This is a genomic window from Mesorhizobium sp. WSM4845, from assembly GCF_055811455.1.
This window is the reverse complement of record NZ_JBVVQA010000055.1, coordinates 1-23,735: the sequence shown is the minus strand read 5'-3', so window position 1 is coordinate 23,735 and position 23,735 is coordinate 1. Positions and strand designations below refer to the sequence as shown.

The following is a 23,735-nucleotide window of genomic DNA, read 5'->3' as shown; positions in this document are numbered from 1 at the left end:
CCCCCCCCCCCCACGACAGGGGGAAAACTGTAACCCATGTATCCGGTTCAAAGTGTTACCCATCTTTCAACTGGACAGCTGGCCGCACCGCGGCGCTATTTTGCAACGCTGGTCGTTGGCGAAACCCATTGCGAAGGCGTCTTTCTCCCCGTCACTATACGGGGAGAAATGCCCGGCAGGGCAATGAGGGGCAGCGCGCACGTCTGAAGGGCACGGGCAAATCCAGGCGTGGGCGCATTCTGCCATGCGAATTTCCAACGTGCTTTCCTGTGGAACTCTTGATCGGTCGAAAAGAGCGAGGTTGGCGGGGCGACGCTCTGCGCCTATGGTCGCCGCTCTTTTCGACAGGACAGCAGGAACGACATGGCATCCGAGCGCATCGCAGCAATCATCGCAGCCGAGATCACGGCCCGGCCCGAACAGGCCGCGGCGGCGATCGGACTGCTGGACGAAGGCGCGACGGTGCCGTTCGTGGCGCGCTACCGCAAGGAGGTCACCGGCGGTCTGGACGACACGCAGCTGCGCCTGCTGGCCGAGCGCCTAGCCTATCTGCGCGAGCTCGATGCGCGCCGCGACACCATTCTCGGTTCGATTCGCGACCAGGGCAAGCTGACCGAAGAGCTTGAAACCAAGATCGCTGCGGCCGCCACCAAGGCGGAACTCGAAGACATCTATCTGCCCTACAAACCGAAGCGCCGGACCAAGGCCGAGATCGCGCGCGAGCGTGGGCTGGGACCGCTGGCCGAGGCCATCCTTGCCGACCGCGCGGCGGCGCCCAGCGAACTGGCGCTGGCCTATATCACTGAAGAGGTAGCCGATGCCAAGGCGGCGCTCGATGGTGCGCGCGACATCCTGTCCGAGCAGTTCGCCGAGAATGCCGATCTGGTCGGCAGGCTGCGGAGCTACATGAAGGAACGCGCCTTCATGCGGTCGCGCGTCGTCGACGGCAAGCAGGAAGCCGGCGCGAAATTCTCCGACTATTTCGACCATGTCGAGCGCTGGGCCAATGTGCCGAGCCATCGCGCCCTGGCGATGCTGCGCGGCCGCAACGAAGAGGTGCTGTCGCTTGATATCGAAGTCGATGCCGACGACGCGTCGCCGGTGAAGCCGGTCGAGCGGATGATCGCCGATGCCTACGCCATCGGCCGCCAGTTGCAGGGCGACCGCTGGCTGATGGAGGTGGCGGGCTGGACCTGGCGCGTAAAGCTGTCGCTGCATCTGACGCTCGATTTGATGCGGGATCTGCGCGAGCGGGCCGAGGAGGAGGCGATCCATGTCTTCGCCCGCAATCTGAAGGACTTGCTGCTCGCTGCCCCGGCCGGCTCGCGCGCCACGATGGGGCTCGACCCCGGCATCCGCACCGGCGTCAAGGTGGCGGTGGTGGACGGCACCGGCAAGCTGCTGGCGACTACGACGGTCTATCCGTTTCCGCCAAGGAATGATGTGCGCGGCACGCAGGCCGAACTGGCAAAACTCATCCGCCTGCACAAGGTCGAGTTGATTTCCATCGGCAACGGCACCGGCAGCCGCGAGACGGAAAGGCTGGTCGCAGACATGCTGGCCGACATGCCTGCCGAGTCCGGGCCGAAGCCGCTCAAGGTGATCGTCAGCGAGGCGGGCGCCTCGGTCTATTCCGCCTCGGCAACGGCAGCGGCGGAATTCCCCGGCCTCGACGTGTCACTGCGCGGCGCGGTGTCGATCGCGCGGCGGCTGCAGGATCCGCTGGCCGAACTGGTCAAGATCGAGCCGAAGTCGATCGGCGTCGGCCAATACCAGCACGACGTCGACCAGTACCGGCTCGGCCGCTCGCTGGAAGCGGTGGTCGAGGACGCGGTCAATGCCGTCGGCGTCGACCTCAACACCGCCTCGGCGCCGCTTTTGGCGCGGGTTTCGGGTCTTGGCGCATCGCTGGCCGAGGCGATCATTGCGCACCGTGACGCGGCGGGTCCCTTCGCCAGCCGACGTGACCTGTTGAAAGTCTCGCGCCTTGGACCCCGGGCCTTCGAGCAATGCGCCGGCTTCCTGCGCATTGCCAACGGCACCGAACCGCTCGATGCCTCGGCCGTGCATCCGGAAGCCTATGGCGTGGCGAAAAAAATCGTTGCGGCCTGCGGACGCGACCTCCGCTCGCTGATGGGCGACAGTGCCGCTCTCAAGGCGCTCGATCCGCGTCTCTTCGTCGATGAGCGGTTCGGCCTGCCGACGGTACGCGATATCCTGGCGGAACTGGAAAAGCCCGGCCGCGATCCGCGCCCCGGCTTCAAGACCGCGACCTTCGCCGACGGCGTCGACGACATCAAGGATTTGAAGCCAGGCATGCTGCTGGAAGGCACCGTCACCAATGTCGCCGCGTTCGGCGCCTTCGTCGATATCGGCGTGCACCAGGATGGACTTGTGCACGTGTCGCAACTGGCCGACCGTTTCGTCAAGGATGCGCATGAGGTGGTGAAAGCCGGCGACGTGGTCAAGGTGCGCGTCGTCGACATTGACATCAAGCGCAAGCGCATCGGCCTGTCAATGCGCAGGGATGGTGACGGCGGCACACCGAAGCCGCGCGACAATGGCAACAGACCGGTGCCGCGAGCGCCCGCGCCGCAGCGCCAGCCGGAGCGGCCGGTGCAACAAGGCGCGTTCGGCGCCGCGTTGGCCGATGCGTTGAAGCGTAAGTAGCTACTTCTCCGGCGGCACATGGCGCAGCAGCCAGTCGCGAAAACTGGCGACCGGCGGATGGCCGCGCTTGTCATGCGGCACGACGAGGTAATAGGCGCTGCGGCTCTGCATCGGCCGGCCCGGCGCCGGCACCAACTGGCCCCGTTGCAATTCGCCTGAGATGAGGACCTGCGGCAGCAGCGCCACGCCGAGCCCGGCCATGCAGGCCTGGGCGGCGGTGCCGAATTGCTCGAACTGCATGCCGGGCCCGGTCGGTACGCTCAATCCCTGATGCTCGAACCACTCGGTCCATGCGCCGGGCCGCGTCGCCATATGCAGCAGTGGCAGGCGGCCGATATCGGCAGGCGTGGCAATGGCGCGGCCGGCCAGAAATTCGGGCGAGACAACCGGCGCCACTGTCTCGCGCACCAGCAGCGTCGAGTCGGCACCGGGCCAGTCGGGCAGGCCGTAATGGATGGCGGCGTCGAGCCTCTCGCGGGCGAAGTCGAAACGGCCGATGCGGGTGACGAAATTGATGGTGATATCAGGGTTGCTTTCGACGAAATCCGGGATGAGCGGCATCAGCCAGCGTGTGCCGAAGGTCGGCAGGATCGCAAGGTTCAAGATGCCACTATGCCGATTGCTCATCAATCCAAGCGCTGCGTCGCGCAATTGACCCAAGGCGGCGCGCACCGCTTCGGCATAGATCTCACCGGCCGTCGACAGCCTGACATTGCGGCTGTCGCGTTCGAACAGCTGGCGGCCGAACTGGGCCTCCAAAAGTCTGATCTGGCGGCTGACGGCGCCCTGGGTCAGATCGAGCTCCCTTGCGGCGGCGGTAAAGCTGCCCAGCCGGGCCACCGCCTCGAAGGCGGCAAGGGCGCTGATACTAGGCAAAAGGCGGCGCTGCACGTTCATGATTCATTACTAACGCTCATTGGTTGGCGAAGCAATTTCGTTTGATTTTTTCGAACCGGAAGCCGATAAGCCGCCCAATTCATGTTGTTGTTTGTGCATGTCGTTATCCCAAACCACCGGACACATTCGGGTCAGGCCCGAGGGCAAGCTTTTGGGCGACATGCAAGAGTTGGGAGACCGAGGCCATGGCCGCCGACAAGAACGCATTCGTCTGGGATGATCCTTTCCTGATCGAGGACCAGCTGTCGGAAGACGAGCGGATGGTGCGCGATGGCGCAGCGGCATTCGCCGCCGACAAGCTCGCCCCCAGGATCGAGGAAGCCTATCTCGAGGAAAAGACCGATGCCGGGATCTTTCGCGAGATGGGCGAAGCGGGTCTGCTCGGCATCACCATTCCGGAAGAATATGGCGGGCTCGGCGCCAACTACGTCACCTATGGCCTGGTGGCGCGCGAAGTCGAGCGCATCGATTCTGGCTATCGCTCGATGATGAGCGTGCAGTCGTCGCTGGTGATGTATCCGATCCATGCCTATGGCTCGGAGGCGCAACGCAAAAAATACCTGCCGAAGCTGGCGTCAGGCGAATGGATCGGCTGCTTCGGGCTGACCGAGCCGGATGCTGGTTCCGACCCTGGCGGCATGAAGACGCGCGCTGAGAAGACGGCGAACGGCTACAGGATCTCGGGCTCGAAAATGTGGATCTCCAACGCCCCGATCGCCGACGTGTTTGTCGTCTGGGCAAAGTTGTCCGACAAGAGTGGGGGCGCGCAGGACAATGAGATTCGCGGCTTCGTGCTGGAAAAAGGCATGAAGGGGCTGTCGGCGCCAAAGATCGACGGCAAACTCAGTCTCCGCGCGTCGATCACCGGCGAAGTGGTGATGGAAGGCGTCGAGGTCGGTGAGGACGCGCTGCTGCCTGACGTGTCGGGCCTGAAGGGGCCGTTCGGCTGCCTCAACCGGGCGCGCTACGGCATTTCCTGGGGGGCGATGGGCGCGGCGGAAGATTGCTGGCACCGGGCCCGCCAATATGGCCTTGACCGCAAGCAGTTCGGCAAGCCGCTGGCCGGCACGCAGCTGTTCCAGAAGAAGCTCGCCGACATGCAAACCGAGATCGCGCTGGGGCTGCAGGGCAGCTTGCGGGTCGGGCGGCTGATGGATGAGGGCAAGATGGCGCCGGAGATGATCTCGATCGTCAAGCGCAACAATTGCGGCAAGGCGCTCGACATCGCCCGCCAGGCCCGCGACATGCATGGCGGCAACGGCATCCAGATCGGCTACCACGTCATGCGCCATGCGCAGAACCTGGAAACGGTCAACACCTATGAGGGCACGCATGACGTGCATGCGCTGATCCTCGGACGGGCGCAGACCGGATTGCAGGCGTTTTTCTAAGCCGGCCCCGAGGCCAGCAACGCTGCTTAAATTAGTTGCACCGCAACATCTCTGCTTGGAGAATGGCCAGCATTTGTGTCAGGGTTCGGCGAGTTCGTTTGAAACGCCGACTTTCGGGGTCCCATGGCAATTCTGGCAGCCGTCTACCACCTGACCCATTACAAATATGACCGGCCGGTCGTCCTCGGCCCGCAGGTCATCAGGCTGCAGCCGGCGCCGCATTCCCGCACCAAGGTGCTCAGCCATTCGTTGAAGGTCGGGCCGGCGAACCACTTCGTCAATCTGCAGCAGGATCCCTACGGCAATTTCCTCGCGCGCTTCGTGTTTCCGGAACCGGTGACGGAACTGAAGATCGAGGTCGACCTCGTCGCCGACATGACGGTCTACAACCCATTCGATTTTTTCGTCGAGCCGGCGGCCGAGACCTTGCCGTTCGAATACCCGGAAGAGATCAGCGACGATCTCGCCATCTACCGGACGCCGGAACCGGCTGGACCGCTGCTGTCGGCGTTCCTGCAAACCATCGATCGCCACCCAACCAATACCGTCAATTTCGTCGTCGACCTCAATGCCCGCCTGCAGCGCGAGGTCGCCTATATCGTGCGCATGGAAACCGGTGTTTTTTCGCCGGAGGAAACGCTGGCCGCCAAGAAAGGCTCGTGCCGCGATACGAGTTGGCTGCTGGTACAGATCCTGAGGAACCTCGGCATCGCCGCGCGCTTCGTTTCCGGCTACCTGATCCAGTTGAAGCCCGACCTCGTCGCGCTTGACGGTCCGCCCGGCACCGCCGTCGACTTCACCGATCTTCATGCCTGGTGCGAGGTCTATCTGCCGGGGGCCGGCTGGATCGGCTTCGACCCGACCTCCGGCCTGCTCACCGGCGAAAGCCATGTGCCGTTGGCGGCCACGCCGCATTTCCGCAACGCCGCGCCTATTTCCGGCATGGCGAGCTTCGCCAATGTCGAGTTCGGCTTCGACATGCGGGTCGACCGCATCGCCGAGCACCCCCGCATCACCAAGCCATTCTCGGACGAAAGCTGGCAGGCGCTTGACGCATTGGGCAGGCAGGTCGACGCCGCACTCGAAGCCGGGGACGTGCGGCTGACCATGGGTGGCGAGCCGACCTTCGTGTCGATCGATGATTTCGAGGCGGAGGAGTGGAACACCGCCGCCGTCGGCCCGACAAAACGCGAAAAGGCCGATGCGCTGATCCGCCGGCTGCGTGAGCGTTTCGCGCCCGGCGGCTTCCTGCACTACGGGCAGGGCAAGTGGTATCCGGGCGAAAGCCTGCCGCGCTGGACCTTCTCGCTGTACTGGCGCGCCGACGGCGAGCCGGTGTGGAGCGACCCGTCGCTGATCGCGCGGGAGAACAGCGAAGCAGATGAAGCAGGCGAAGCAGAAGTGGGGCCGAAGCAGGCTGAAAGCCTGCTGACGGCGATTGCCGATGAACTCGGCATCGACAACACCATGGTCAGCGAAGCCTATGAGGACCCGGCTGAGTGGCTGCTCAAGGAAGGCAAGCTGCCAGAGAATGTCGATCCGTCCAATTCGAAGCTGGACGACCCCGAGGAGCGCAGCCGCATGGCGCGGGTGTTCGAACGCGGCCTGACCAAGCCTTCGGGCTATGTACTGCCTGTCCAGCGCTGGAACAGCCAGGCGTCGGGACCGCGCTGGCGTTCGGAGAAGTGGAAGACGCGGCGCGGCAGGCTGTTCCTGGTGCCGGGCGATTCACCGGTCGGCTACCGCCTGCCGCTCGGCACGCTTCCCCATGTGCCGCCGGCGCAGTTCCCCTACCTCGTGCCGGTCGATCCTTCGCTGCCGCGCGGACCATTGCCGGCGCGCGAGGCTATTTTGCCTGAAGCCGCTTCTTTGCCGGAGGCTGCCCCGGCCGAACTTGAAGGCGCTGACGAAATGGCGCGCCGCCAGCAGGCGGCGTCCTTCACCGCAGCGACCGGCCAGCAGGACCGTGTCGAACAGGAGATTACCGAGATCGGTGGCGCGGTGCGCACCGCGCTGTCGGTCGAGCCGCGCGACGGACGGCTTTGTGTATTCATGCCGCCGGTCGAGGCGCTGGAGGACTATCTCGAACTGGTCGCGGCGGCCGAGAATGCGGCAAAGGTTATCGGCCTGCCGGTGCATATCGAGGGCTATGGCCCGCCGCACGATCCGCGCCTCAACGTCATCCGCGTGGCTCCGGATCCCGGCGTCATCGAGGTGAACATCCATCCGGCTGCAAACTGGCAGGACTGCGTGGCGACGACCACAGCGATCTACGAGGAGGCGCGGCAGACGCGGCTCGGCGCCGACAAGTTCATGATCGACGGCCGTCATACCGGCACCGGCGGCGGCAACCATGTCGTCGTCGGCGGCGCGACACCCAACGACAGTCCGTTCCTGCGCCGCCCCGATTTGCTGAAAAGCCTTGTCCTGCAATGGCAGCGCCGTCCGTCGCTGTCCTATCTGTTCTCAGGCCTGTTCATCGGCCCGACCAGCCAGGCGCCGCGTTTCGACGAGGCGCGCCACGATTCGCTGTACGAGCTTGAGATCGCCATGGCGCAGGTGCCGCATCCGGACAGTGGCAGCGCCCCGTTGCCGTGGCTGGTCGACCGGCTGTTCCGTAACCTGTTGACCGACGTGACTGGGAACACCCACCGTTCGGAAATCTGCATCGACAAGCTGTTTTCGCCCGACGGCCCGACCGGCCGGCTGGGGTTGGTCGAGTTCCGCGGCTTCGAGATGCCGCCCAATGCGCGCATGAGCCTGGCGCAGCAATTGCTGGTGCGCGCCATCATCGCCCGCGCATGGAAGAACCCGCTCGATGGCCGCTTCGTGCGCTGGGGCACGTCACTGCATGACCGTTTCATGCTGCCGCATTATGTATGGGCTGACTTTCTCGACGTGCTTGACGATCTCAAGCTGAATGGCTTCGAGTTCCGTCCCGAATGGTTCGATGCGCAGCTCGAATTCCGCTTTCCTTTCTGCGGCGAAGTCCAGCATGCCGGCATCAAGCTGGAGCTGCGGCAGGCGCTGGAGCCGTGGCATGTCATGGGCGAGCAGGGCGCCATCGGCGGCACCGTGCGCTTCGTCGATTCCTCGGTCGAGCGGCTGCAGGTGAAGACCGAAGGGCTCAATCCGGAACGTCATGCGGTCGTCTGCAACGGCCGCATCGTGCCGATGAAGGTGACCGACTCCAGAGAGATCGCGGTGGCCGGCGTCCGCTTCAAGGCCTGGCAGCCGTCATCGGGGCTGCATCCAGCACTGCCGGTCAACACGCCGCTGGTCTTCGACATCTATGATCGCTGGTCGGGCCGGGCGGTCGGCGGCTGCGTCTACCATGTCGCGCATCCCGGCGGGCGCAGCTACGACACTTTCCCGGTCAACGGCAACGAAGCGGAGGCGCGGCGGCTCGCCCGCTTCGAGCCGCGCGGCCATACGCCGTCCGCCTACGTGCTGCGCGGCGAACAAGCCTCTGAGGATTTCCCGATGACCCTTGACCTGCGGCGGCCTGCAAGACTCTGATCAGCCATGGCAAAGGGGAATCACCAGGAAATACGCGGCAGGCCGCATAACCTGCTGGAGCACTACCAGCCGATCGACGGCGTCGTCGACGAGATGGTCGATGCATCAGGCAATCCCCGTCCGGTCTGGAAGGAGTTCATCGAGGCGCTGGAAGATCTGGGGCCTGAAAAGCTTGCCCAGCGCTTCGCCCGCGCCGACCAGTATCTGCGCGACGCCGGCGTCTATTACCGTCTCTACGATCAGGCCGGCGCCAATGAGCGCGAATGGCCGCTGGCGCATGTGCCTCTCCTGATAGAGGAGCAGGAATGGGCCGCGATCAGTGCCGGCCTGGTCCAGCGGGCCGAGCTGTTCGAGGAAACGATTGCCGATATCTACGGGCCGAACCGCCTGGTCGAGAAAGGCATCCTGCCGGCGGGGCTGATCGCGGCCAGCCCGGAATATTTGCGCCCCGTCGTCGGCACCAGACCGGCCAGCGGCCATTTCCTGCACTTCTGCGCGTTCGAACTCGGCCGTGGACCGGATGGCCGCTGGTGGGTGCTGGGCGACCGCACGCAGGCGCCGTCAGGTGCCGGCTTTGCGCTGGAAAACCGCGTCGCCACAACGCGTGCGCTGTCCGACATCTATGGCGAGATGCATGTGCACCGCCTTGCCGGCTTCTTCCGTCGCTTTCGCGACGCGCTTAACGGCATGGCCAAGGGATCGGGCGGCCGTGTCGCCATCCTGACGCCGGGGCCACTCAACGAAACTTATTACGAGCATGCCTACATCGCCCGCTATCTCGGCATCATGCTGCTCGAAGGCGAGGATCTGACCGTCTCCGGCGGTCGATTGATGGTGCGCACGGTTTCCGGGCTGATGCCGGTCAGCGTGCTGTGGCGGCGGCTCGACGCCGCCTTCGCCGATCCGCTGGAGCTGAGGCCGGATTCGCAGATCGGCACGCCAGGGCTGGTCGAGGCGATCCGCCGGGGAGCCGTCTCAGCCGTCAACGCGCTCGGCTCCGGGCTGATGGAAACGCGGGCGCTGTTCGCCTTCCTGCCAAAAATTTCGCGCGAATTGCGGAGCGAGGAGCTTCTCTTGCCGAGCGTCGCGACATGGTGGTGCGGGCGGGACGCGGACCGTGACCATGTGCTGGCCAACCTCGACCGCATGGTGATCGGTCCGGCGCTGTCGACGCGGCTTGCCTTCGAGGATGACGATTGCACCAGGCTGGGCTCGGCGCTGGTTGCCGGGGAACGGGCCGAACTGATAGCCCGGATCGAACGCGACGGGGGCGCCTTCGTCGGACAGGAAGCAGTGACGCTTTCGACCACGCCGGTCTATGTCGGCGGCTGGCTTGAGCCGCGGCCGGCAGCCCTGCGCGTCTATCTGGCGCGAACGCCGGAAGGCTGGACGGTGATGCCCGGCGGTTTTGCCCGCGTCGGCTTTTCGCTCGACCCGACCGCAATCGCCATGCAGCGCGGCGGCCAGGCTGCGGATGTATGGGTGGTCAGCGACAGGCCGGTGGAGCGCGAGACGCTGCTGCCGCAGGAGCACGACAGCTTCATCCGCACCTCGCCAGGCAGCCTGCCCAGCCGCGCGGCGGAGAACCTGACTTGGCTCGGCCGTTATATCGAGCGATCGGAAGGCACGGTGCGCATCCTGCGCGCCTATCACGTGCGGCTGGCCGAGGCCTCCGACCCGGACATGCCTTTGCTTGCCGATATCAGAGACCATCTCGAACCGTTCGGCATCGACGTCGCCACGGCGATCCCGCCGGGGCTGATCGGCACGCTGGACAGCGCCGTCTACAGCGCCGGACAGATCCGCGACCGCTTCTCGCCCGACGGTTGGCTGGCGCTGAAGGATCTGTCGAAGACCATCCATCAATTCGCGACAACGGTGGCGCCTGGCGATGATGGGACGCGGGCGATGACGGTCATCCTGCGCAAGCTCGCCGGGTTTTCCGGCCTGCTGCATGAGAACATGTATCGCTTCACCGGCTGGCGCTTCCTGGAGATCGGCCGGCGGTTGGAACGCGGCATCCAGATCGCCCGCACGCTGGCCCGGCTGACCGGGGCTGCGGCGCCCGAAGGCGCGCTCGACATGATGCTGGAGATCGGCGACAGCGTGATGACCCACCGGCGGCAGTATCCGGTGCAGGCCGGCAGGCGCACGGTGATCGACCTCTTGGTGCTCGATCCGCTCAACCCGCGCTCCATCCTGTTCCAGCTCGAGCGGCTGAAGGCCGAGATCGCGCTGTTGCCTGCTGTCGGTGGCGAGGGGCATATGTCGCCGGCGGCGAAAGAGATACTGCAGCTCAATACGGCAATCGCCATCAAGGAGCCCTCGGACATGACGGCGAAGGCACTGGACGATCTCGCCACCGAGATCGGCGGCCTCTACAACAGCCTCGCCAAGGCCTATTTCGGCTAAGGACGAGACCCGGAGGCTGGGATGCTCTACGACATCAGACTCAATCTGCGTTACGACTATGATGCTGCAGCCGGCGGCGGCCGCCATCAGGTGCGCGTGCTGCCGCCGACGATATCGGGCGTGCAGCGGGTGATCGCCGCTTCGCTGTCCTTCGCGCCGGCGCCGAGCGAACGCTCCGACTTTTCCGATTTCTTCGGCAACAATGTCACGTCGATCGCCTTTCGCGATGCCCATGATGCGCTCGACATCAGGATGAGCGCGCGCGTCGCCGTCTCGCGGCCGGAACCCGGGCTTGACGTGTCGCCCGACATTCGCCGGCTGCGGAGCCAACTCGAAGCGGTGCGGTCGCTGTCGCCTGATACACCGCATCACTTTCTGGCCGCCAGCGACCATGTCGGCATTGACGCTGATATCACGGGGTATGCGCGGAGCAGTGCCGGCAGTTCTGTCGTCGGTACCGCCATGGACCTGTGCAACCGCATTCATCGCGATTTCACCTATGATGGCGAGGCGACCACGGTGCAAACGCGGGCGAGCGATGCTTTCAGCCTGAAGCGCGGCGTCTGCCAGGATTTTTCGCACATCATGATCGCCGGCCTGCGCGGCCTCGGCATCCCCGCCGGCTATGTCAGCGGCTTCCTGCGCACCATCCCGCCGCGCGGAAAACCGCGACTGGAAGGGGCCGACGCCATGCATGCCTGGGTCAAGGTGTGGTGCGGGCGCGACACCGGATGGCAGGAATTCGATCCGACCAACGGCATGCGGGCAAGCAACGACCACATCACCGTCGGCCACGGCCGCGACTATTCGGATGTAGCGCCGATCGTCGGCGTCCTGAAGACGACGGGCGGACAGGTCGGCGAGCAGGCGGTCGACGTCATTCCGGTCGTGCTGGAAAAGGCATGACGGCAAGCGAGGCCGAAATCGATTTGTAGGCGCCGAAGGAAGACAGAGAGACGGCCCGTCGAACGCACATGCGGTGCGCTGACATCATTCTGAAAGCCACACGCGGAACCAGCAGCCGTTCCTGCGCTTATCTACGGGAAAATTTCTCGTGGAGAGGACATGCTGAACAAATCCGGCTCGTCGTCTGGCCGATCGGCTGCCAAGGAGGTTGCACCAAAAAACGGGGCGCCGAAGAATGGCGGAGAGGCCTCGGCCGATCGAGCGTCGCTTACCTACCTCACCGATAACGAGCCCGGTATCCGCCGCTTCAGGGCCGGCAAGGGATTTTCGTACAAAGGGCCTGACGGGCAGGGCGTCGACGAGAACACCATGGCCCGCATCAAGGCACTCGCCATCCCGCCGGCGTGGACGGATGTGTGGATCGCGCCGGATGCCAACGGTCACATCCAGGCGACGGGCCGAGACCAGCGCGGACGCAAGCAATACCGCTATCATCCGCAATGGGCCGAGGAGCGCGACGGCGTCAAATATTCGAGCCTGGTTGCCTTTGCAGAGAGCCTGCCTGAGCTGCGACGCCAGATCGACGCCGATCTGCGCCGTCACGGCCTACCCTTGGAACGCGTTGTCGCCGCTGTGGTCTGGCTGCTCGACAACACGATGATCCGCATCGGTAATGCCGCCTACGCCCGCGACAACAACAGCTTTGGGCTGACCACGCTGCGCGACCGCCATGTCGACATCAATGGCTCGAGCCTGCGTTTCGCTTTCAAGGGCAAGTCCGGCAAGGAATGGAAGCTGAGGCTCGTCGATCGCCGGATCGCCAGGATTGTGCGCGGGGCGCAGGATCTGCCGGGCCAGAAGCTGTTCCAGTATCTCGACGAGGACGGAAGCAGGCGACCGATCCGCTCCGACGACGTCAACCGCTATATCAGGGAGACGGCGGGGGCCGATTTCAGCTCCAAGCATTTCCGAACCTGGGGCGGCACCATCCATGCGGCGTCGCTTTTTGCGCAAACCGAACGACCCGAAAGCCAGGCACAACAGAAGTGGGTGATGAACGGCGTCATCGACAAGGTGGCCGAGCGGCTGGGCAACACGCGCGCCATCTGCCGCAGGTGTTACATCCACCCACAGGTTTTCGAAGCCTGGTCCGAAGGTCGGCTGCTCAGCGAAATGGCGGATGCGAACAAGCGGAAGCGATCGATAGCCGGCCTTGATGACGAAGAAGCCGTCGTTCTGAGATGGCTGAAGGTGCAGGAAAGCTGAACCGAACAGAGCAGCCACAGGCCTTTATTGTGCTGGGAGGACGTGATTTTTTTATCGACGTTGTGTCGGGATCGGTCCTACTGTTTCGTCCTTTGACAGAGAAAAGGACGCACCCATGCTCTACGCAATCCTCTGCTATGCCTCCGAAGACGTCGTTTGCTCGTGGAGCAAGGAACAGGACGATGCCGTCATGGAAAAACTCCTGGGCGTGCAGGAAAAATACGCTCGGGCCGGTCGGCTTGGCCCGGTGGCGCGGCTGCTGCCGACGACCGCTGCGACAACGCTGAGAAAGGTCAAAGGCGAATCGGTCGTCATCGATGGCCCGTTTGCCGAGACCAAGGAACAGTTCCTCGGCTTCTACACGCTTGAATGCGCCGATCTCGACGAGGCCGTCGACTTTGCGCGCGAGCTTTCCGAGGTCAACCCGAGCGGCGGCTCCTACGAAATACGGCCGGTTTCGCTCTTCAATCCCGCCAAGGTTTCCGCATGACCGACCTTACCTGGATCAGCACGGCGATCAGCACCGCCCGCCCACAGGCAATGGGCGCGCTGTTGCGCTACTTCCGCGATCTCGACGCGGCGGAGGAAGCTTTCCAGGACGCTTGCCTGCGAGCTCTGAAGAACTGGCCGACAAACGGCCCGCCGCGCGATCCGGCGGCCTGGCTGATCTTCGTTGGCCGCAACAGCGGCATCGACGCGGTGCGCAAGCGTGCCAAGCAGGCGCCGCTGCCGGAAGAGCACCAGATCTCCGATCTGGAAGATGCCGAAACCGATATCGCCGAACGGCTGGACGGCGCGCACTACCGCGACGACATATTGCGGCTGCTGTTCATCTGCTGTCATCCCGACCTGCCGGCGACGCAGCAGATCGCCGTGGCGTTGCGCATCGTTTCAGGCCTGAGCGTCAAGCAGATCGCCCGCGCCTTTCTCGTCGGCGAAAGCGCCATGGAGCAGCGCATCACACGTGCCAAGGCGCGCATCGCCGATGCCGGCGTGCCGTTCGAGACGCCCGGTGCGGTCGAGCGCTCCGAGCGGCTCGCCGCGGTCGCCGCCATGGTCTACCTGATCTTCAACGAAGGCTATTCGACCAACAGCGGCGAGGCGCCGGCGCGCGCGCCGCTCTGCGAGGAGGCGATCCGGCTGGCCCGGCTGCTGCTCAGGCTGTTCCAGACCGAGCCGGAGATCATGGGCCTGACGGCGCTCTTGCTGCTTCAGCATGCGCGTGCGCCGGCGCGTTTCGACGAGAACGGCGAAATCGTGCTGCTCGAAGACCAGGACCGAAGCCTGTGGAGCCGCAAGATGATCGACGAGGGGCTGGCGCTGGTCGACAAAGCGCTACGCCACCAGAAGCCCGGTCCCTACCAGGTGCAGGCGGCAATCGCCGCCCTGCATGCGCGCGCGGCAAGGCCCGAGGACACGGACTGGAACGAGATCGAGCTGCTCTACAGCCTGCTCGAGCAGATGCAGCCGTCGCCGGTGGTGACGCTCAATCGCGCCGTCGCGGTCGCCAAGGTGCGCGGGCCGGAAGCCGCACTTGCCATGATCGAGCCGCTGGAACAAAGGCTTTCCGGCTATTTCCATTTTTTCGGCCTCAAGGGCGGACTGCTGATGCAGCTCGATCGTGGTGAGGAGGCGCGCATCGCCTTCGACCGCGCCATTGCGCTTGCCAATACGGCCGCCGAGGCCGCCCATATCCGCATGCATATCGACCGGCTGATGAAGGAAGGCGCCGTGCGGGGAACCGCGCAGACAGCGCGCTGAGACGACTCGCTGGTTCAACGGTCTGCCTTTGGCTTAGACCATGCCGGGGTGGCGATTTTTCCCTGAAACGAGTAATGCCACGCCATGACAGCGCCTGATGGGCCGATCGGCGCAGGGACGGCATGGCACAAGGGTGCATGTCGTTGTCCCAAAACCGCTGCGCACCCTCGGGTCGGGCCCGAGGGCATGCTTTTGGCCGACATGCATTATGAGCGATGGGATCTGAAAGGGAAAGAAAATGACGATTGCGAACGAAACAGCCGGGCTGCTGGCGAAACTGGGCGTTGCCGAGGCTGCGCTTTCAGGCGGCGATCTCATCGTGCGCAGCCCGGTGACGGGTGAGCAGATCGCCGCGCTGAAGACGATCTCACCGGCCGATGCGGCAGAGACCATCGACAGGGCGCATAAAGCCTTCCAGGCATGGCGGCTGGTGCCGGCACCGAAGCGCGGCGAGTTGGTGCGGCTGCTAGGCGAGGAACTGCGCGCGCACAAGGCAGAGCTTGGCCGGCTGGTGTCGATCGAGGTCGGCAAGATCCCGTCCGAAGGGCTCGGCGAAGTGCAGGAGATGATCGACATCTGCGATTTCGCCGTCGGCCTGTCGCGGCAATTGTACGGCCTGACCATCGCCACCGAGCGCCCGGGTCATCGCATGATGGAAACCTGGCACCCGCTGGGCGTCGTCGGCGTGATTTCGGCCTTCAACTTCCCGGTCGCGGTGTGGTCGTGGAACGCCGCGCTGGCGCTGGTCTGCGGCGACGCGGTGGTTTGGAAGCCGTCGGAAAAGACACCGCTGACGGCGCTCGCCTGCGAGGCGATCTTCAAGCGTGCGGCTGAACGTTTCGGCGATGCTCCGGAAGGATTGATTTCGGTGCTGATCGGCGATCGCGCCGTCGGCGAAATCCTGGTCGATCATCCTGATGTGCCGCTGGTCTCGGCCACCGGCTCGACCCGCATGGGCAGGGATGTCGGTCCACGGCTGGCGAAGCGCTTTGCCCGCGCCGTGCTGGAGCTCGGCGGCAACAATGCCGGCATCGTCTGCCCGACGGCCGATCTCGACATGGCCTTGCGCGCCATCGCCTTCGGCGCCATGGGCACCGCCGGCCAGCGCTGCACGACGCTCAGGCGCCTGTTCGTGCATGAGAGCGTCTACGACCAACTCGTTCCGCGCCTGAAAAAGGCCTATGAAAGCGTCTCTGTCGGCAATCCGCTGGAGACATCAGCGCTGGTCGGACCGTTGATCGACAAGGCAGCCTTCGACAGCATGCAGAACGCGTTGAAGGAAGCCGCCGCTCAAGACGGCAAGGTCACCGGCGGCGTGCGAGTCGAGAACGGCCTTCCAGACGCTTATTACATTCGTCCGGCGCTGATCGAGATGCCCAAGCAGGTCTCGCCGGTGACGGAAGAGACCTTCGCGCCGATCCTCTACGTGATGAAATACTCGGACTTCGACGCCGTGCTCGACGAGCACAATGCGGTCGGAGCGGGGCTGTCGTCGTCGATCTTCACCCGCGACCTGCAGGAATCCGAGCGCTTCCTCAGCGTCGACGGGTCCGACTGCGGCATCGCCAACGTCAACATAGGCACGTCGGGGGCCGAGATCGGCGGCGCCTTCGGCGGCGAGAAGGAGACCGGCGGCGGCCGCGAGAGCGGTTCCGACGCCTGGAAGGCTTACATGCGGCGCGCCACCAACACGGTGAACTATTCCAAGGCGCTGCCGCTGGCCCAAGGCGTGTCCTTCGACATCGACTGAGAACGCCAGGGCTCGTTTCGTGGCAGCACCGAGCCCGGGTGGCTCTATAGGGCGGCTGATGTGGCCCAGCCCATGTCGTTGAAACGTGATCCGTGCCGACCCATATGCGCATTGCGTCGGATGTTTTCCTCCCATTGCGTCCGGCGCGTTCCCCTCTGGAGGTTTTGAACCTTCATGCCTGGCCGGACCTTAACAGTCCGGCCTTTTTTCTTTTTGGCCGCCCTGTGAAGCTGCGCTGCCGCGAGCGAGCTGTAAAAACCGCCGTAGGTCGGAGCATCCACGCCCGGCAGGCCGTGGTGCTGGCAGCCCGGACGGGCGCCCACCGGCATAACAGCCCACTGAGCGCGTAATGTTCGACCATTTTCGTCACACTCGACAGCGGCTTGGCAGTAGGGGTGCGGCAACGGAAGCTGCCATTTCGTCAAAGAATCCACTAGTCTCGCTTGGTTTGCGAGACGGCGAGAGATGCCCGACCTGAAACAGATGCCCGATATGAGACAAATGAGATTGATCGGCATCGTGGCCGCGACGGCGATCGGTCTGTACATCTGCTACCGCCTGGCGTTGCCTTTTTTGCCCGCACTGACCTGGGCGGTGGTGTTGGCAATCATCCTGTATCCGGCTCATCGACAGGTCGAGGAAAGGCTCAGGAACAAGAACCTGGCTGCACTGATGTCTGTCAGCATCGCGGCGGTGGCGGTCGGCCTGCCGCTCATCTTCGTGGCCCAGCAGCTTGTACGCGAGACGGTAAACGGCGCCACCTATATGGAGGAGGTCATCCGGGGCTGGAACACAGATGCCTTCATGTCGGGCTATCCCAGGCTTTCGGCGGTTGCCCAGTGGATCGAGAACCAAATCGATCCGGCCGGCACGGTCGCCGCATTTGTTCAATGGCTGACGGCACAAAGCACATCGCTGTTGCGCGGCTCGATCAATCAGGCCGTGATGTTCGTGCTGACATTCTATCTGCTGTTCTATTTTCTGCGGGACCGTGAATCCGCCCTGCGCGGGATCGAGCGTCTCTCGCCCCTGCGTACCGCGGAGACGGCATACACGCTGTCCCGCCTTGCCGAGACGGTCCATGCGATCCTGATAGGCACCGTGCTTGTCGCAGCTGTGCAGGGGACGCTGGGCGGCCTGATTTTCTGGTGGCTCGGCCTGCCCACTCCGGTCTTCTGGGGCCTGGCAATGGGACTTCTTGCCATCGTGCCGGTGCTCGGCGCATTCGTGATCTGGGTGCCCGCAGCGATCTATCTCGCGCTGGAGGGGGCTTGGGCGAGCGCGGCGATCCTGACCGTCTGGGGCGGCGTGGTTGTCGCCGGCATTGACAATCTGCTCTATCCGATACTTGTCGGGAACCGGCTGCGGCTCCACACGGTGGTCGCCTTTGTCGGTGCTGTCGGTGGCATCGTCCTGTTCGGAGCATCTGGGCTCGTTCTCGGCCCTGCGGTGATTGCGGTCACCGTCAGCCTGGTTGACATCCTCAAGAAACGACTGAACGAGCAACCCGGGGCGGAACTGACGTCAAAGCGCGACACAAAGCCATCGCGGCAGTCGGGAGCCGCGCCTAGTCGTGAATAAGCGCCGTCCCGCGGCACCAGTTCGATTCTGGACCTAAAGATGTCGAACGCGGTATCGCTCGCGAAAGGTGCGCTACCCCAAAACCTCAGGTCAGGAGAGGTGGGCGCAGTGCTATTCGATCGCAGCGGGTGCGGAGAAAGGCGTCGATCGGGTGGACAGTTTCCCGTTCGTCGTCCCATTATCGAAACCAGGCGTTTGGTGAGTTGTGGAAGCATGAAGATTGCATGCGTTTTAGGCAGCAGGTTTCTCTTTCGTCGAGTACGACCGCGCTTTGTTGGAGAGCCAAATGCAGGAATTCCTTCTTTTTGTGATCGTAGGGTTTTTAGCTCAGGCTGTGGACGGCGCTCTCGGCATGGCCTACGGCGTGGTTTGCTCGACAACGCTGCTGGGGTTTGGCGTGTCTCCTGCGCACGCTTCGGCTTCAGTTCACGCGGCTGAGCTGTTCACCACGGCGGCCTCGGGTTCGGCTCACCTCTATCACCGCAATATCGACTGGAAGCTTTTCTGGCGGTTGATGCCGTTTGGCGTGCTCGGCGGCGTTCTCGGCGCTTTTGTGCTCACCTCGTTTGAAGGGGCCGTCATGAAGCCATATGTGACCACATATCTTGCGCTCGTCGGAGCCTGGCTCCTGTTCCGTTCCTTCCGACGGATCCCAAGCAATCCGGTCCCTGACGCCGTGGTACCTCCGCTTGGACTTGGTGGTGGATTTCTCGATGCCGCAGGGGGTGGCGGATGGGGACCCATCGTGACGACGGGCCTTCTCGGTTTTGGCGGAACGCCCCGCTACGTTATTGGTACGGTAAATGCCACCGAGTTCCTTATAACGTTGTCGGTGTCTCTGACCTTCCTGTTTGCGTTGTTAACCGGCCATTGGGCGGAGGCAGGAGAGCTGACAGAAAATCTGATCGCCGTTGCCGGCCTGGTCCTTGGCGGGGTGATCGCAGCGCCGATGGCCGGGTGGATGGTGAAGTCGATCGCAGAAAAGACGCTTCTCAGGCTCGTTGGCACTCTCATCATACTGCTGGCGGGCTGGCAAACCGCGCAACTTTTCGAATTGGTGTAACTGAGGCACATCGAGAAAGGTGTCGGCGTCGATTCACTGACGGCCGTGCCGGAGACAAAAACTCAACTCCCAAATGGAACGAAGGGGCCCCATTGTTGTTTGGATGCCTTGGACAACCGGAGGCCGAGTCGATGAGAAAATTGGTTGCAACAGCAGGGTTGGCGCTGGCGGTCGCGATGCCTGCAGCGGCTCAGGACGCCGCGACCGCGAAAGCCGAATTCGTCAACATGGCCGGCGAGAAGAACGGAACGGCCACGCTGACCGAGACGGCGCAGGGTGTGCTGATAGAGTTGGAGGTGACGGGACTGCCGGCGGGCGAATCGGTTGCGTTCCATGTTCATGAGACCGGAAAGTGCGATCATCAGACCGGCCATGACTCGGCCGGTGGGCACTTCAATCCGACGAATGCCGAACATGGATATCTCGCCGGAAAAGGCCCGCACGCGGGCGATATGCCAAATCAGCGGGTCGGCGCAGACGGGGTTTTGCGTGCTCAGGTCTTCAACAGCATGGTCAAGCTGGATGGTGGGGAAACGGCGATACGAAGCAAGGCATTGATGATCCACGGTGGGCAGGACGACTACAAAAGCCAGCCTGCCGGTGATGCCGGAAAACGTCAGGCCTGTGCCGTGATCGAGTGAGAAAACCCCAAGGGCGTAGCCCATAGATGATCTGACCGGCGCTACAGTTCGGCGGCCAGGCAGATGGTCGGAGCCTCTGGCATGAGGATAAGCCAGACGGTAAGCTCATGCGCCTGCAGAGGAACTGACGACGCAGCCATTGCGCCGAAGTTGGCCTTCATTTTGCGACTGCCGGATGATTGCATGAACGATACTTCTCCTATGGGTATGCCCGCCACGGGCCTTGCCCGGTCAGCCATTTCCGCCCGGGGCCTGGTCAAAACCTTCGGCAAGCTGCGTGCCGTCGATGGTATCGATCTCGATGTGCCGCGCGGCATGATTTTCGCCATCCTGGGTCCGAACGGCGCCGGCAAGACAACGCTGATGCGGATGCTTGCGACGCTGTCGCGCCCCGACGCCGGCTCCGCGACCGTGATGGGGCACGATGTCGTGCAGGCCCCGCACGAGGTCCGTGCGGCAATCGCGATGACCGGGCAGTTCGCTTCGCTCGACGAGGACCTGACGGGCCGGGAGAACCTCGTCCTGCTCGCCCGACTCTGGGGTTTTCGCGGTCGCGCCGCGAAAACCCGCGCGGACGACCTGCTCGCGGCTTTCGGCTTGTCCGAAGCGGCGACGAAGCAGGTGAGGGACTATTCGGGTGGCATGCGAAGGCGGCTCGACATAGCCGCCTCGCTGATCGTCACGCCGGGCGTGCTGTTCCTCGATGAGCCGACCACAGGCCTCGATCCGAACGCCCGAAAAGATGTCTGGGGCATGATCCGCGGCCTCGCCGAGGCCGGCGTCACCATCCTGCTCACCACGCAATATCTCGAAGAGGCCGATCAACTCGCGGCACGCATCGCCGTCATCGACCACGGCCGGAAGATTGCCGAGGGCACCAGCCGCGAATTGAAGGCGGCCACAGGCTCCGGGTTTCTCCATGTCGCGCTCGCCGATGTTGCGCGGCTGGACCAGGCGGCGTCGATTCTGGAACGCCGGCTGGAGCACCCTGTCCAACGCAGTGCCGAGGGCGCGGAACTCTCCGTCCTTGCCGGCACGGCGAAGGCCGCCAACGAGGCGCTCGCCGACCTGGTCGCTGCCGGCATCGAACTGTCGGATTTCTCCATGGGCCAACCCAGCCTTGAGGAGGTCTTCTTCGCGCTGACGGGCCAGCCGAGCCTGGGTGAAAGCCGGAAGGACGACAAGCCATGATCGACACGACATCCCTGCAGCGGCTGCAAAGGGTCGCCCGACCGAGGTCCCCATCAGCCCTTTCCAACGCGCTGGTCTTCGGATGGCGCGCGGTGCTGAAATTCAAGCATGTGCCGGAGCAACTGTTCGACTTGGTGATGACTCCGATCATGTTCACGCTGCTGTTCACCTTCGTCTTCGGCGGTGCGCTCGCCGGTTCGCCTGGCGAATACCTGCAGTTCTTCCTGCCCGGCATCCTGGTTCAGACCGTGGTGTTCAACGCAGTCTATTCGGGCATGGGATTGTCGACCGACCTCGGCAAGGGCTTGTTTGACCGTTTCCGATCGCTGCCGATCTGGTCGCTGTCTCCGTTCGCCGGTCTGATGGTGGGCGACATCCTGCGCCATTTGATTGCCGCCTCGATCATCCTCACCATCGGGCTGATCCTCGGCTACCGGCCGGAGGCGGGCATCCTCGGCGTGCTTGCCGCCTTCGCCATGCTGATCGCCATCGGGTTCGGCATGGGCTGGGTATTCATCGTGCTCGGCCTGCTGATCCGCACGCCAACCACAGTGATGACGCTCGGCTTTACCTTCCTGTTCCCGCTCGTCTTCGCCTCAAACATCATGGTCGATCCCGGGACCATGCCGGACTGGCTGCGGGCCTTCGTCGAAGTCAATCCGGTGTCGCTGATGACGACGGCGCTGCGCGGGTTGATGGGTGGCGGGGCGACACTCAGTCAGGTCGTCCTCGCCCTGATCGCGCCGGTGGCGCTGACCGCGATCCTGGCGCCGACGACACTATGGCTGTATCTCAGAAGGTGAGAGGCGTAGCGGGAGAGGTATCCCTACGCGACATGCACCGTGCGCTGCCTCGGCTTGATCGCGGTGGCGAGCAGCAGGCCGGCGACGATAAAGGCGGCGCCGGCGAGGTCGTAGTCGTGCAAGCTTTCGCCTAGGAAAAGATAAGCGAGCACGGCGACAAAGACAGTCTGCAGATAGAGCAGCATGCTGGCGCGCCCGGCGCCAAGCGTCTCGACGCTGCGGTTGTAGAGGTAATACATCAGCGCGCCGCCCGGGCCAGCGACATAGGCGAGTGCCAGAAGGCCGTTCGCATGCAGCGCCGAACGCTCGCCGGAAAACAGCTCCCAGAGATAGAGGGGCAGTGCGGCCAGCGCGCCGGCCCCCAGCAGCAGGACCACCGTCGGCAGCAGTTCGATGGCGAATTTGGCGCGACGCAGCAGCACGGTGTAGAGGCCCCAGCAAAACGCGCTGCCGACGATCCACAACTCGCCGGGATTGAACTGGAGCCGCATCAGCGCGGTAAGATCGCCGCGCGCCACGATCACCACCATCCCGACCAGAGCGAGCAGCGCGCCAAGCGCCTTCCAGATGCCGAGGGGCTCGCCGAGCACGAAGCGGGCAAGCACCATGGTCATGATCGGCGACAGCGCCATGATGATGCCGGCGGTCGTCGCGTCGGTGTAATTGAGGCCCGTGTAGATCATGCCCTGGCAGAGGGTCAGCCCGATGGCGCCGACGGCCAGCACCTCGATCGCCCGGGACTGGATCAGTGCGAGCATCGCCCCGTGATGACGATGGACGATAGGCAGCAGGATCGCGCAGGCGAGCGCCAGCCGCCAGAAGCAGAGCGCCCAAGGCGGCATCTCGGGGGCGACCCACTTGGCTGCGATGTAGACGCCGGCGGACAGGAGCCAGCAGAGCGTCGCGGTGGAATAGGCGAGTGGAAGCGATGCGTCGGCTGTCGTCTTGGCTACGCCAGGATGGGCTATCGGCAGCGATTGCATGCCCGTCTCCTCCCACCGCCGATCTTAGCAGGATTGCTGCGCCTTGCCGAGCCGCAATGTCAGCTATGTCACCAATCCCTGTGGGCGGCTTGAGCGCAACTCTGGATGACGGCGCGTGGCGGATACCGACGTATCTTCATCGCGCTGATCCGTGCCGATGCAGCGCGTGAGGCGGACAGGATCGCCGATTTAGACCTGGTCCGCGGCGGCTGCCTCACCAGCTTGATTGGCAATACATCGCGAAAACGGTTCAAAACCGCTGCGGAAAACCCTTGTGGGCGATGTCGACCAGAAGATGGCGTCCCATGACGCCAAGCCGATCAGACCGATTTCTGCTTACCGCCCGCTCATTCTTCAGGTGCACGTGTCGGCACGTATTCGCTCGCGTCGAACACGTGGTGGTGAACGCGTCCGGTGAACATTTTCAGCAGCTCGCCGGTAACTTGGCGGCTTTCGGACCGGATGGGGGACTGAAGCGCCAATTCGCAGGCCGCCATATCCGGATAGCGGATGGCCAGCGCCATTGCGTAGGCCGGGGCGCCTTCGTCGCGGATAGTTCCGTCGAGGATGCGGATTTCCTCGGCTCCGGGAAACTGCGTCCAGAGCGGGACAAGCCGGTCTTTCACGAACTGGCGGAACTCAGCTTCCCTGCCGCTATGGATTTCGCCTTCGAAGAGCGCGTATCGGATGATCATGGTTTCTCCGGTGTTTCGGCCTGCAACATTTCCCGGTGCGGCCGCGAGGCCGCGCGACTGCCGGATCGGTTGAGATAGGCCGGCTGTGGCCGGGTGAGTCGTTGCGGGGGGGGGGGGGGGGGGGGGCCCCCGCCGGGGCGCGTGCCATGCGTGGCGACGGTCGACTGATTGACGAACGCGAGCACCGAATCGACCGCGCCCTTGCG

Annotated in this window: 18 protein-coding genes; 14 read left to right on the top strand and 4 right to left on the bottom strand. The window is 64.1% G+C overall.

What is annotated here, in order from left to right; genetic code table 11:
* Window positions 1–363 precede the first annotated feature (363 nt).
* Entirely contained in the window at window positions 364–2,670 is a 2,307-nt protein-coding gene (locus AC0L2C_RS33210; RefSeq protein ID WP_473525430.1) for a Tex family protein, read from the top strand.
* On the opposite strand, the gene AC0L2C_RS33205 is transcribed toward AC0L2C_RS33210, so the two are convergent.
* Window positions 2,671–3,567, bottom strand: coding sequence for a LysR family transcriptional regulator (locus AC0L2C_RS33205; protein ID WP_473525429.1), 897 nt, complete (start codon window positions 3,565–3,567; stop codon window positions 2,671–2,673). It abuts the gene before it with no gap.
* Between the two features lie 185 nt (window positions 3,568–3,752).
* Here AC0L2C_RS33205 and AC0L2C_RS33200 point away from each other — a divergent pair, with 185 nt between their 5' ends.
* The 13 genes from AC0L2C_RS33200 (at window position 3,753) to AC0L2C_RS33140 (ending at window position 21,851) form a co-directional block, all read left to right on the top strand.
* Window positions 3,753–4,958: an acyl-CoA dehydrogenase gene (locus AC0L2C_RS33200; RefSeq protein ID WP_128247106.1), complete on the top strand. Its 1,206-nt coding sequence runs from the start codon at window positions 3,753–3,755 to the stop codon at window positions 4,956–4,958.
* 123 nt (window positions 4,959–5,081) lie between these two features.
* The gene (locus tag AC0L2C_RS33195; RefSeq protein WP_473525428.1) at window positions 5,082–8,477 is read left to right on the top strand and encodes a transglutaminase family protein; all 3,396 of its coding nucleotides are present in this window, start codon (window positions 5,082–5,084) and stop codon (window positions 8,475–8,477) included.
* 6 nt (window positions 8,478–8,483) lie between these two features.
* The gene (locus tag AC0L2C_RS33190) at window positions 8,484–10,889 is read left to right on the top strand and encodes a circularly permuted type 2 ATP-grasp protein (protein WP_287173361.1); all 2,406 of its coding nucleotides are present in this window, start codon (window positions 8,484–8,486) and stop codon (window positions 10,887–10,889) included.
* Between the two features lie 21 nt (window positions 10,890–10,910).
* Window positions 10,911–11,795 (top strand): transglutaminase family protein, encoded by an 885-nt coding sequence (locus AC0L2C_RS33185; protein ID WP_023798010.1) that lies wholly within the window; start codon window positions 10,911–10,913, stop codon window positions 11,793–11,795.
* 159 nt (window positions 11,796–11,954) lie between these two features.
* On the top strand, window positions 11,955–13,061 hold the full coding sequence (locus tag AC0L2C_RS33180; RefSeq protein WP_473525427.1) for a DNA topoisomerase IB: 1,107 nt from the start codon (window positions 11,955–11,957) through the stop codon (window positions 13,059–13,061).
* Between the two features lie 115 nt (window positions 13,062–13,176).
* Complete coding sequence (locus tag AC0L2C_RS33175) at window positions 13,177–13,551, top strand: YciI family protein (RefSeq protein ID WP_027153193.1); 375 nt, start codon at window positions 13,177–13,179, stop codon at window positions 13,549–13,551.
* Window positions 13,548–14,822 carry an RNA polymerase sigma factor gene (locus AC0L2C_RS33170; protein ID WP_473525426.1) on the top strand — a complete coding sequence of 425 codons (1,275 nt, stop codon included), beginning with the start codon at window positions 13,548–13,550 and terminating at the stop codon, window positions 14,820–14,822. Before AC0L2C_RS33175 ends, AC0L2C_RS33170 begins: the two co-directional genes overlap by 4 nt.
* 238 nt (window positions 14,823–15,060) lie before the next feature.
* Entirely contained in the window at window positions 15,061–16,572 is a 1,512-nt protein-coding gene (amaB, locus tag AC0L2C_RS33165; RefSeq protein WP_287173356.1) for an L-piperidine-6-carboxylate dehydrogenase, read from the top strand.
* Between the two features lie 501 nt (window positions 16,573–17,073).
* On the top strand, window positions 17,074–18,153 hold the full coding sequence (locus tag AC0L2C_RS33160) for an AI-2E family transporter (protein WP_473525425.1): 1,080 nt from the start codon (window positions 17,074–17,076) through the stop codon (window positions 18,151–18,153).
* Window positions 18,154–18,439: 286 nt separating this feature from the next.
* Window positions 18,440–19,216: a sulfite exporter TauE/SafE family protein gene (locus AC0L2C_RS33155; protein WP_287121806.1), complete on the top strand. Its 777-nt coding sequence runs from the start codon at window positions 18,440–18,442 to the stop codon at window positions 19,214–19,216.
* A 131-nt stretch (window positions 19,217–19,347) separates the two neighbouring features.
* Window positions 19,348–19,857 (top strand): superoxide dismutase family protein, encoded by a 510-nt coding sequence (locus AC0L2C_RS33150; protein ID WP_473525424.1) that lies wholly within the window; start codon window positions 19,348–19,350, stop codon window positions 19,855–19,857.
* Window positions 19,858–20,040: 183 nt separating this feature from the next.
* Window positions 20,041–21,048: an ATP-binding cassette domain-containing protein gene (locus tag AC0L2C_RS33145; protein WP_473525423.1), complete on the top strand. Its 1,008-nt coding sequence runs from the start codon at window positions 20,041–20,043 to the stop codon at window positions 21,046–21,048.
* Window positions 21,045–21,851 (top strand): ABC transporter permease, encoded by an 807-nt coding sequence (locus tag AC0L2C_RS33140; RefSeq protein WP_473525422.1) that lies wholly within the window; start codon window positions 21,045–21,047, stop codon window positions 21,849–21,851. Before AC0L2C_RS33145 ends, AC0L2C_RS33140 begins: the two co-directional genes overlap by 4 nt.
* Before the next feature lie 23 nt (window positions 21,852–21,874).
* Here the strand turns inward: AC0L2C_RS33140 and AC0L2C_RS33135 are convergent, their stop codons facing one another.
* From AC0L2C_RS33135 to AC0L2C_RS33125, 3 genes are all read right to left on the bottom strand, one after another.
* On the bottom strand, window positions 21,875–22,834 hold the full coding sequence (locus AC0L2C_RS33135; RefSeq protein ID WP_473525421.1) for a DMT family transporter: 960 nt from the start codon (window positions 22,832–22,834) through the stop codon (window positions 21,875–21,877).
* Between the two features lie 347 nt (window positions 22,835–23,181).
* Window positions 23,182–23,529, bottom strand: a complete 348-nt coding sequence (locus AC0L2C_RS33130) for a hypothetical protein (protein ID WP_023797999.1) — start codon at window positions 23,527–23,529, stop codon at window positions 23,182–23,184.
* The coding region (locus AC0L2C_RS33125) for a hypothetical protein (RefSeq protein ID WP_473525420.1) at window positions 23,526–23,735 on the bottom strand (210 nt) is incomplete at its 5' end. The genes AC0L2C_RS33125 and AC0L2C_RS33130, both read right to left, overlap by 4 nt.

Excerpts from the sequence above, each read along its gene's own strand:
- AC0L2C_RS33210 (WP_473525430.1), top strand. The coding sequence starts at position 364 with ATGGCATCCGAGCGCATCGCAGCAATCATCGCAGCCGAGATCACGGCC.
- AC0L2C_RS33205 (WP_473525429.1), bottom strand. The coding sequence starts at position 3,567 with ATGAACGTGCAGCGCCGCCTTTTGCCTAGTATCAGCGCCCTTGCCGCC.
- AC0L2C_RS33200 (WP_128247106.1), top strand. The coding sequence starts at position 3,753 with ATGGCCGCCGACAAGAACGCATTCGTCTGGGATGATCCTTTCCTGATC.
- AC0L2C_RS33195 (WP_473525428.1), top strand. The coding sequence starts at position 5,082 with ATGGCAATTCTGGCAGCCGTCTACCACCTGACCCATTACAAATATGAC.
- AC0L2C_RS33190 (WP_287173361.1), top strand. The coding sequence starts at position 8,484 with ATGGCAAAGGGGAATCACCAGGAAATACGCGGCAGGCCGCATAACCTG.
- AC0L2C_RS33185 (WP_023798010.1), top strand. The coding sequence starts at position 10,911 with ATGCTCTACGACATCAGACTCAATCTGCGTTACGACTATGATGCTGCA.
- AC0L2C_RS33180 (WP_473525427.1), top strand. The coding sequence starts at position 11,955 with ATGCTGAACAAATCCGGCTCGTCGTCTGGCCGATCGGCTGCCAAGGAG.
- AC0L2C_RS33175 (WP_027153193.1), top strand. The coding sequence starts at position 13,177 with ATGCTCTACGCAATCCTCTGCTATGCCTCCGAAGACGTCGTTTGCTCG.
- AC0L2C_RS33170 (WP_473525426.1), top strand. The coding sequence starts at position 13,548 with ATGACCGACCTTACCTGGATCAGCACGGCGATCAGCACCGCCCGCCCA.
- amaB (WP_287173356.1), top strand. The coding sequence starts at position 15,061 with ATGACGATTGCGAACGAAACAGCCGGGCTGCTGGCGAAACTGGGCGTT.
- AC0L2C_RS33160 (WP_473525425.1), top strand. The coding sequence starts at position 17,074 with ATGAGATTGATCGGCATCGTGGCCGCGACGGCGATCGGTCTGTACATC.
- AC0L2C_RS33155 (WP_287121806.1), top strand. The coding sequence starts at position 18,440 with ATGCAGGAATTCCTTCTTTTTGTGATCGTAGGGTTTTTAGCTCAGGCT.
- AC0L2C_RS33150 (WP_473525424.1), top strand. The coding sequence starts at position 19,348 with ATGAGAAAATTGGTTGCAACAGCAGGGTTGGCGCTGGCGGTCGCGATG.
- AC0L2C_RS33145 (WP_473525423.1), top strand. The coding sequence starts at position 20,041 with ATGAACGATACTTCTCCTATGGGTATGCCCGCCACGGGCCTTGCCCGG.
- AC0L2C_RS33140 (WP_473525422.1), top strand. The coding sequence starts at position 21,045 with ATGATCGACACGACATCCCTGCAGCGGCTGCAAAGGGTCGCCCGACCG.
- AC0L2C_RS33135 (WP_473525421.1), bottom strand. The coding sequence starts at position 22,834 with ATGCAATCGCTGCCGATAGCCCATCCTGGCGTAGCCAAGACGACAGCC.
- AC0L2C_RS33130 (WP_023797999.1), bottom strand. The coding sequence starts at position 23,529 with ATGATCATCCGATACGCGCTCTTCGAAGGCGAAATCCATAGCGGCAGG.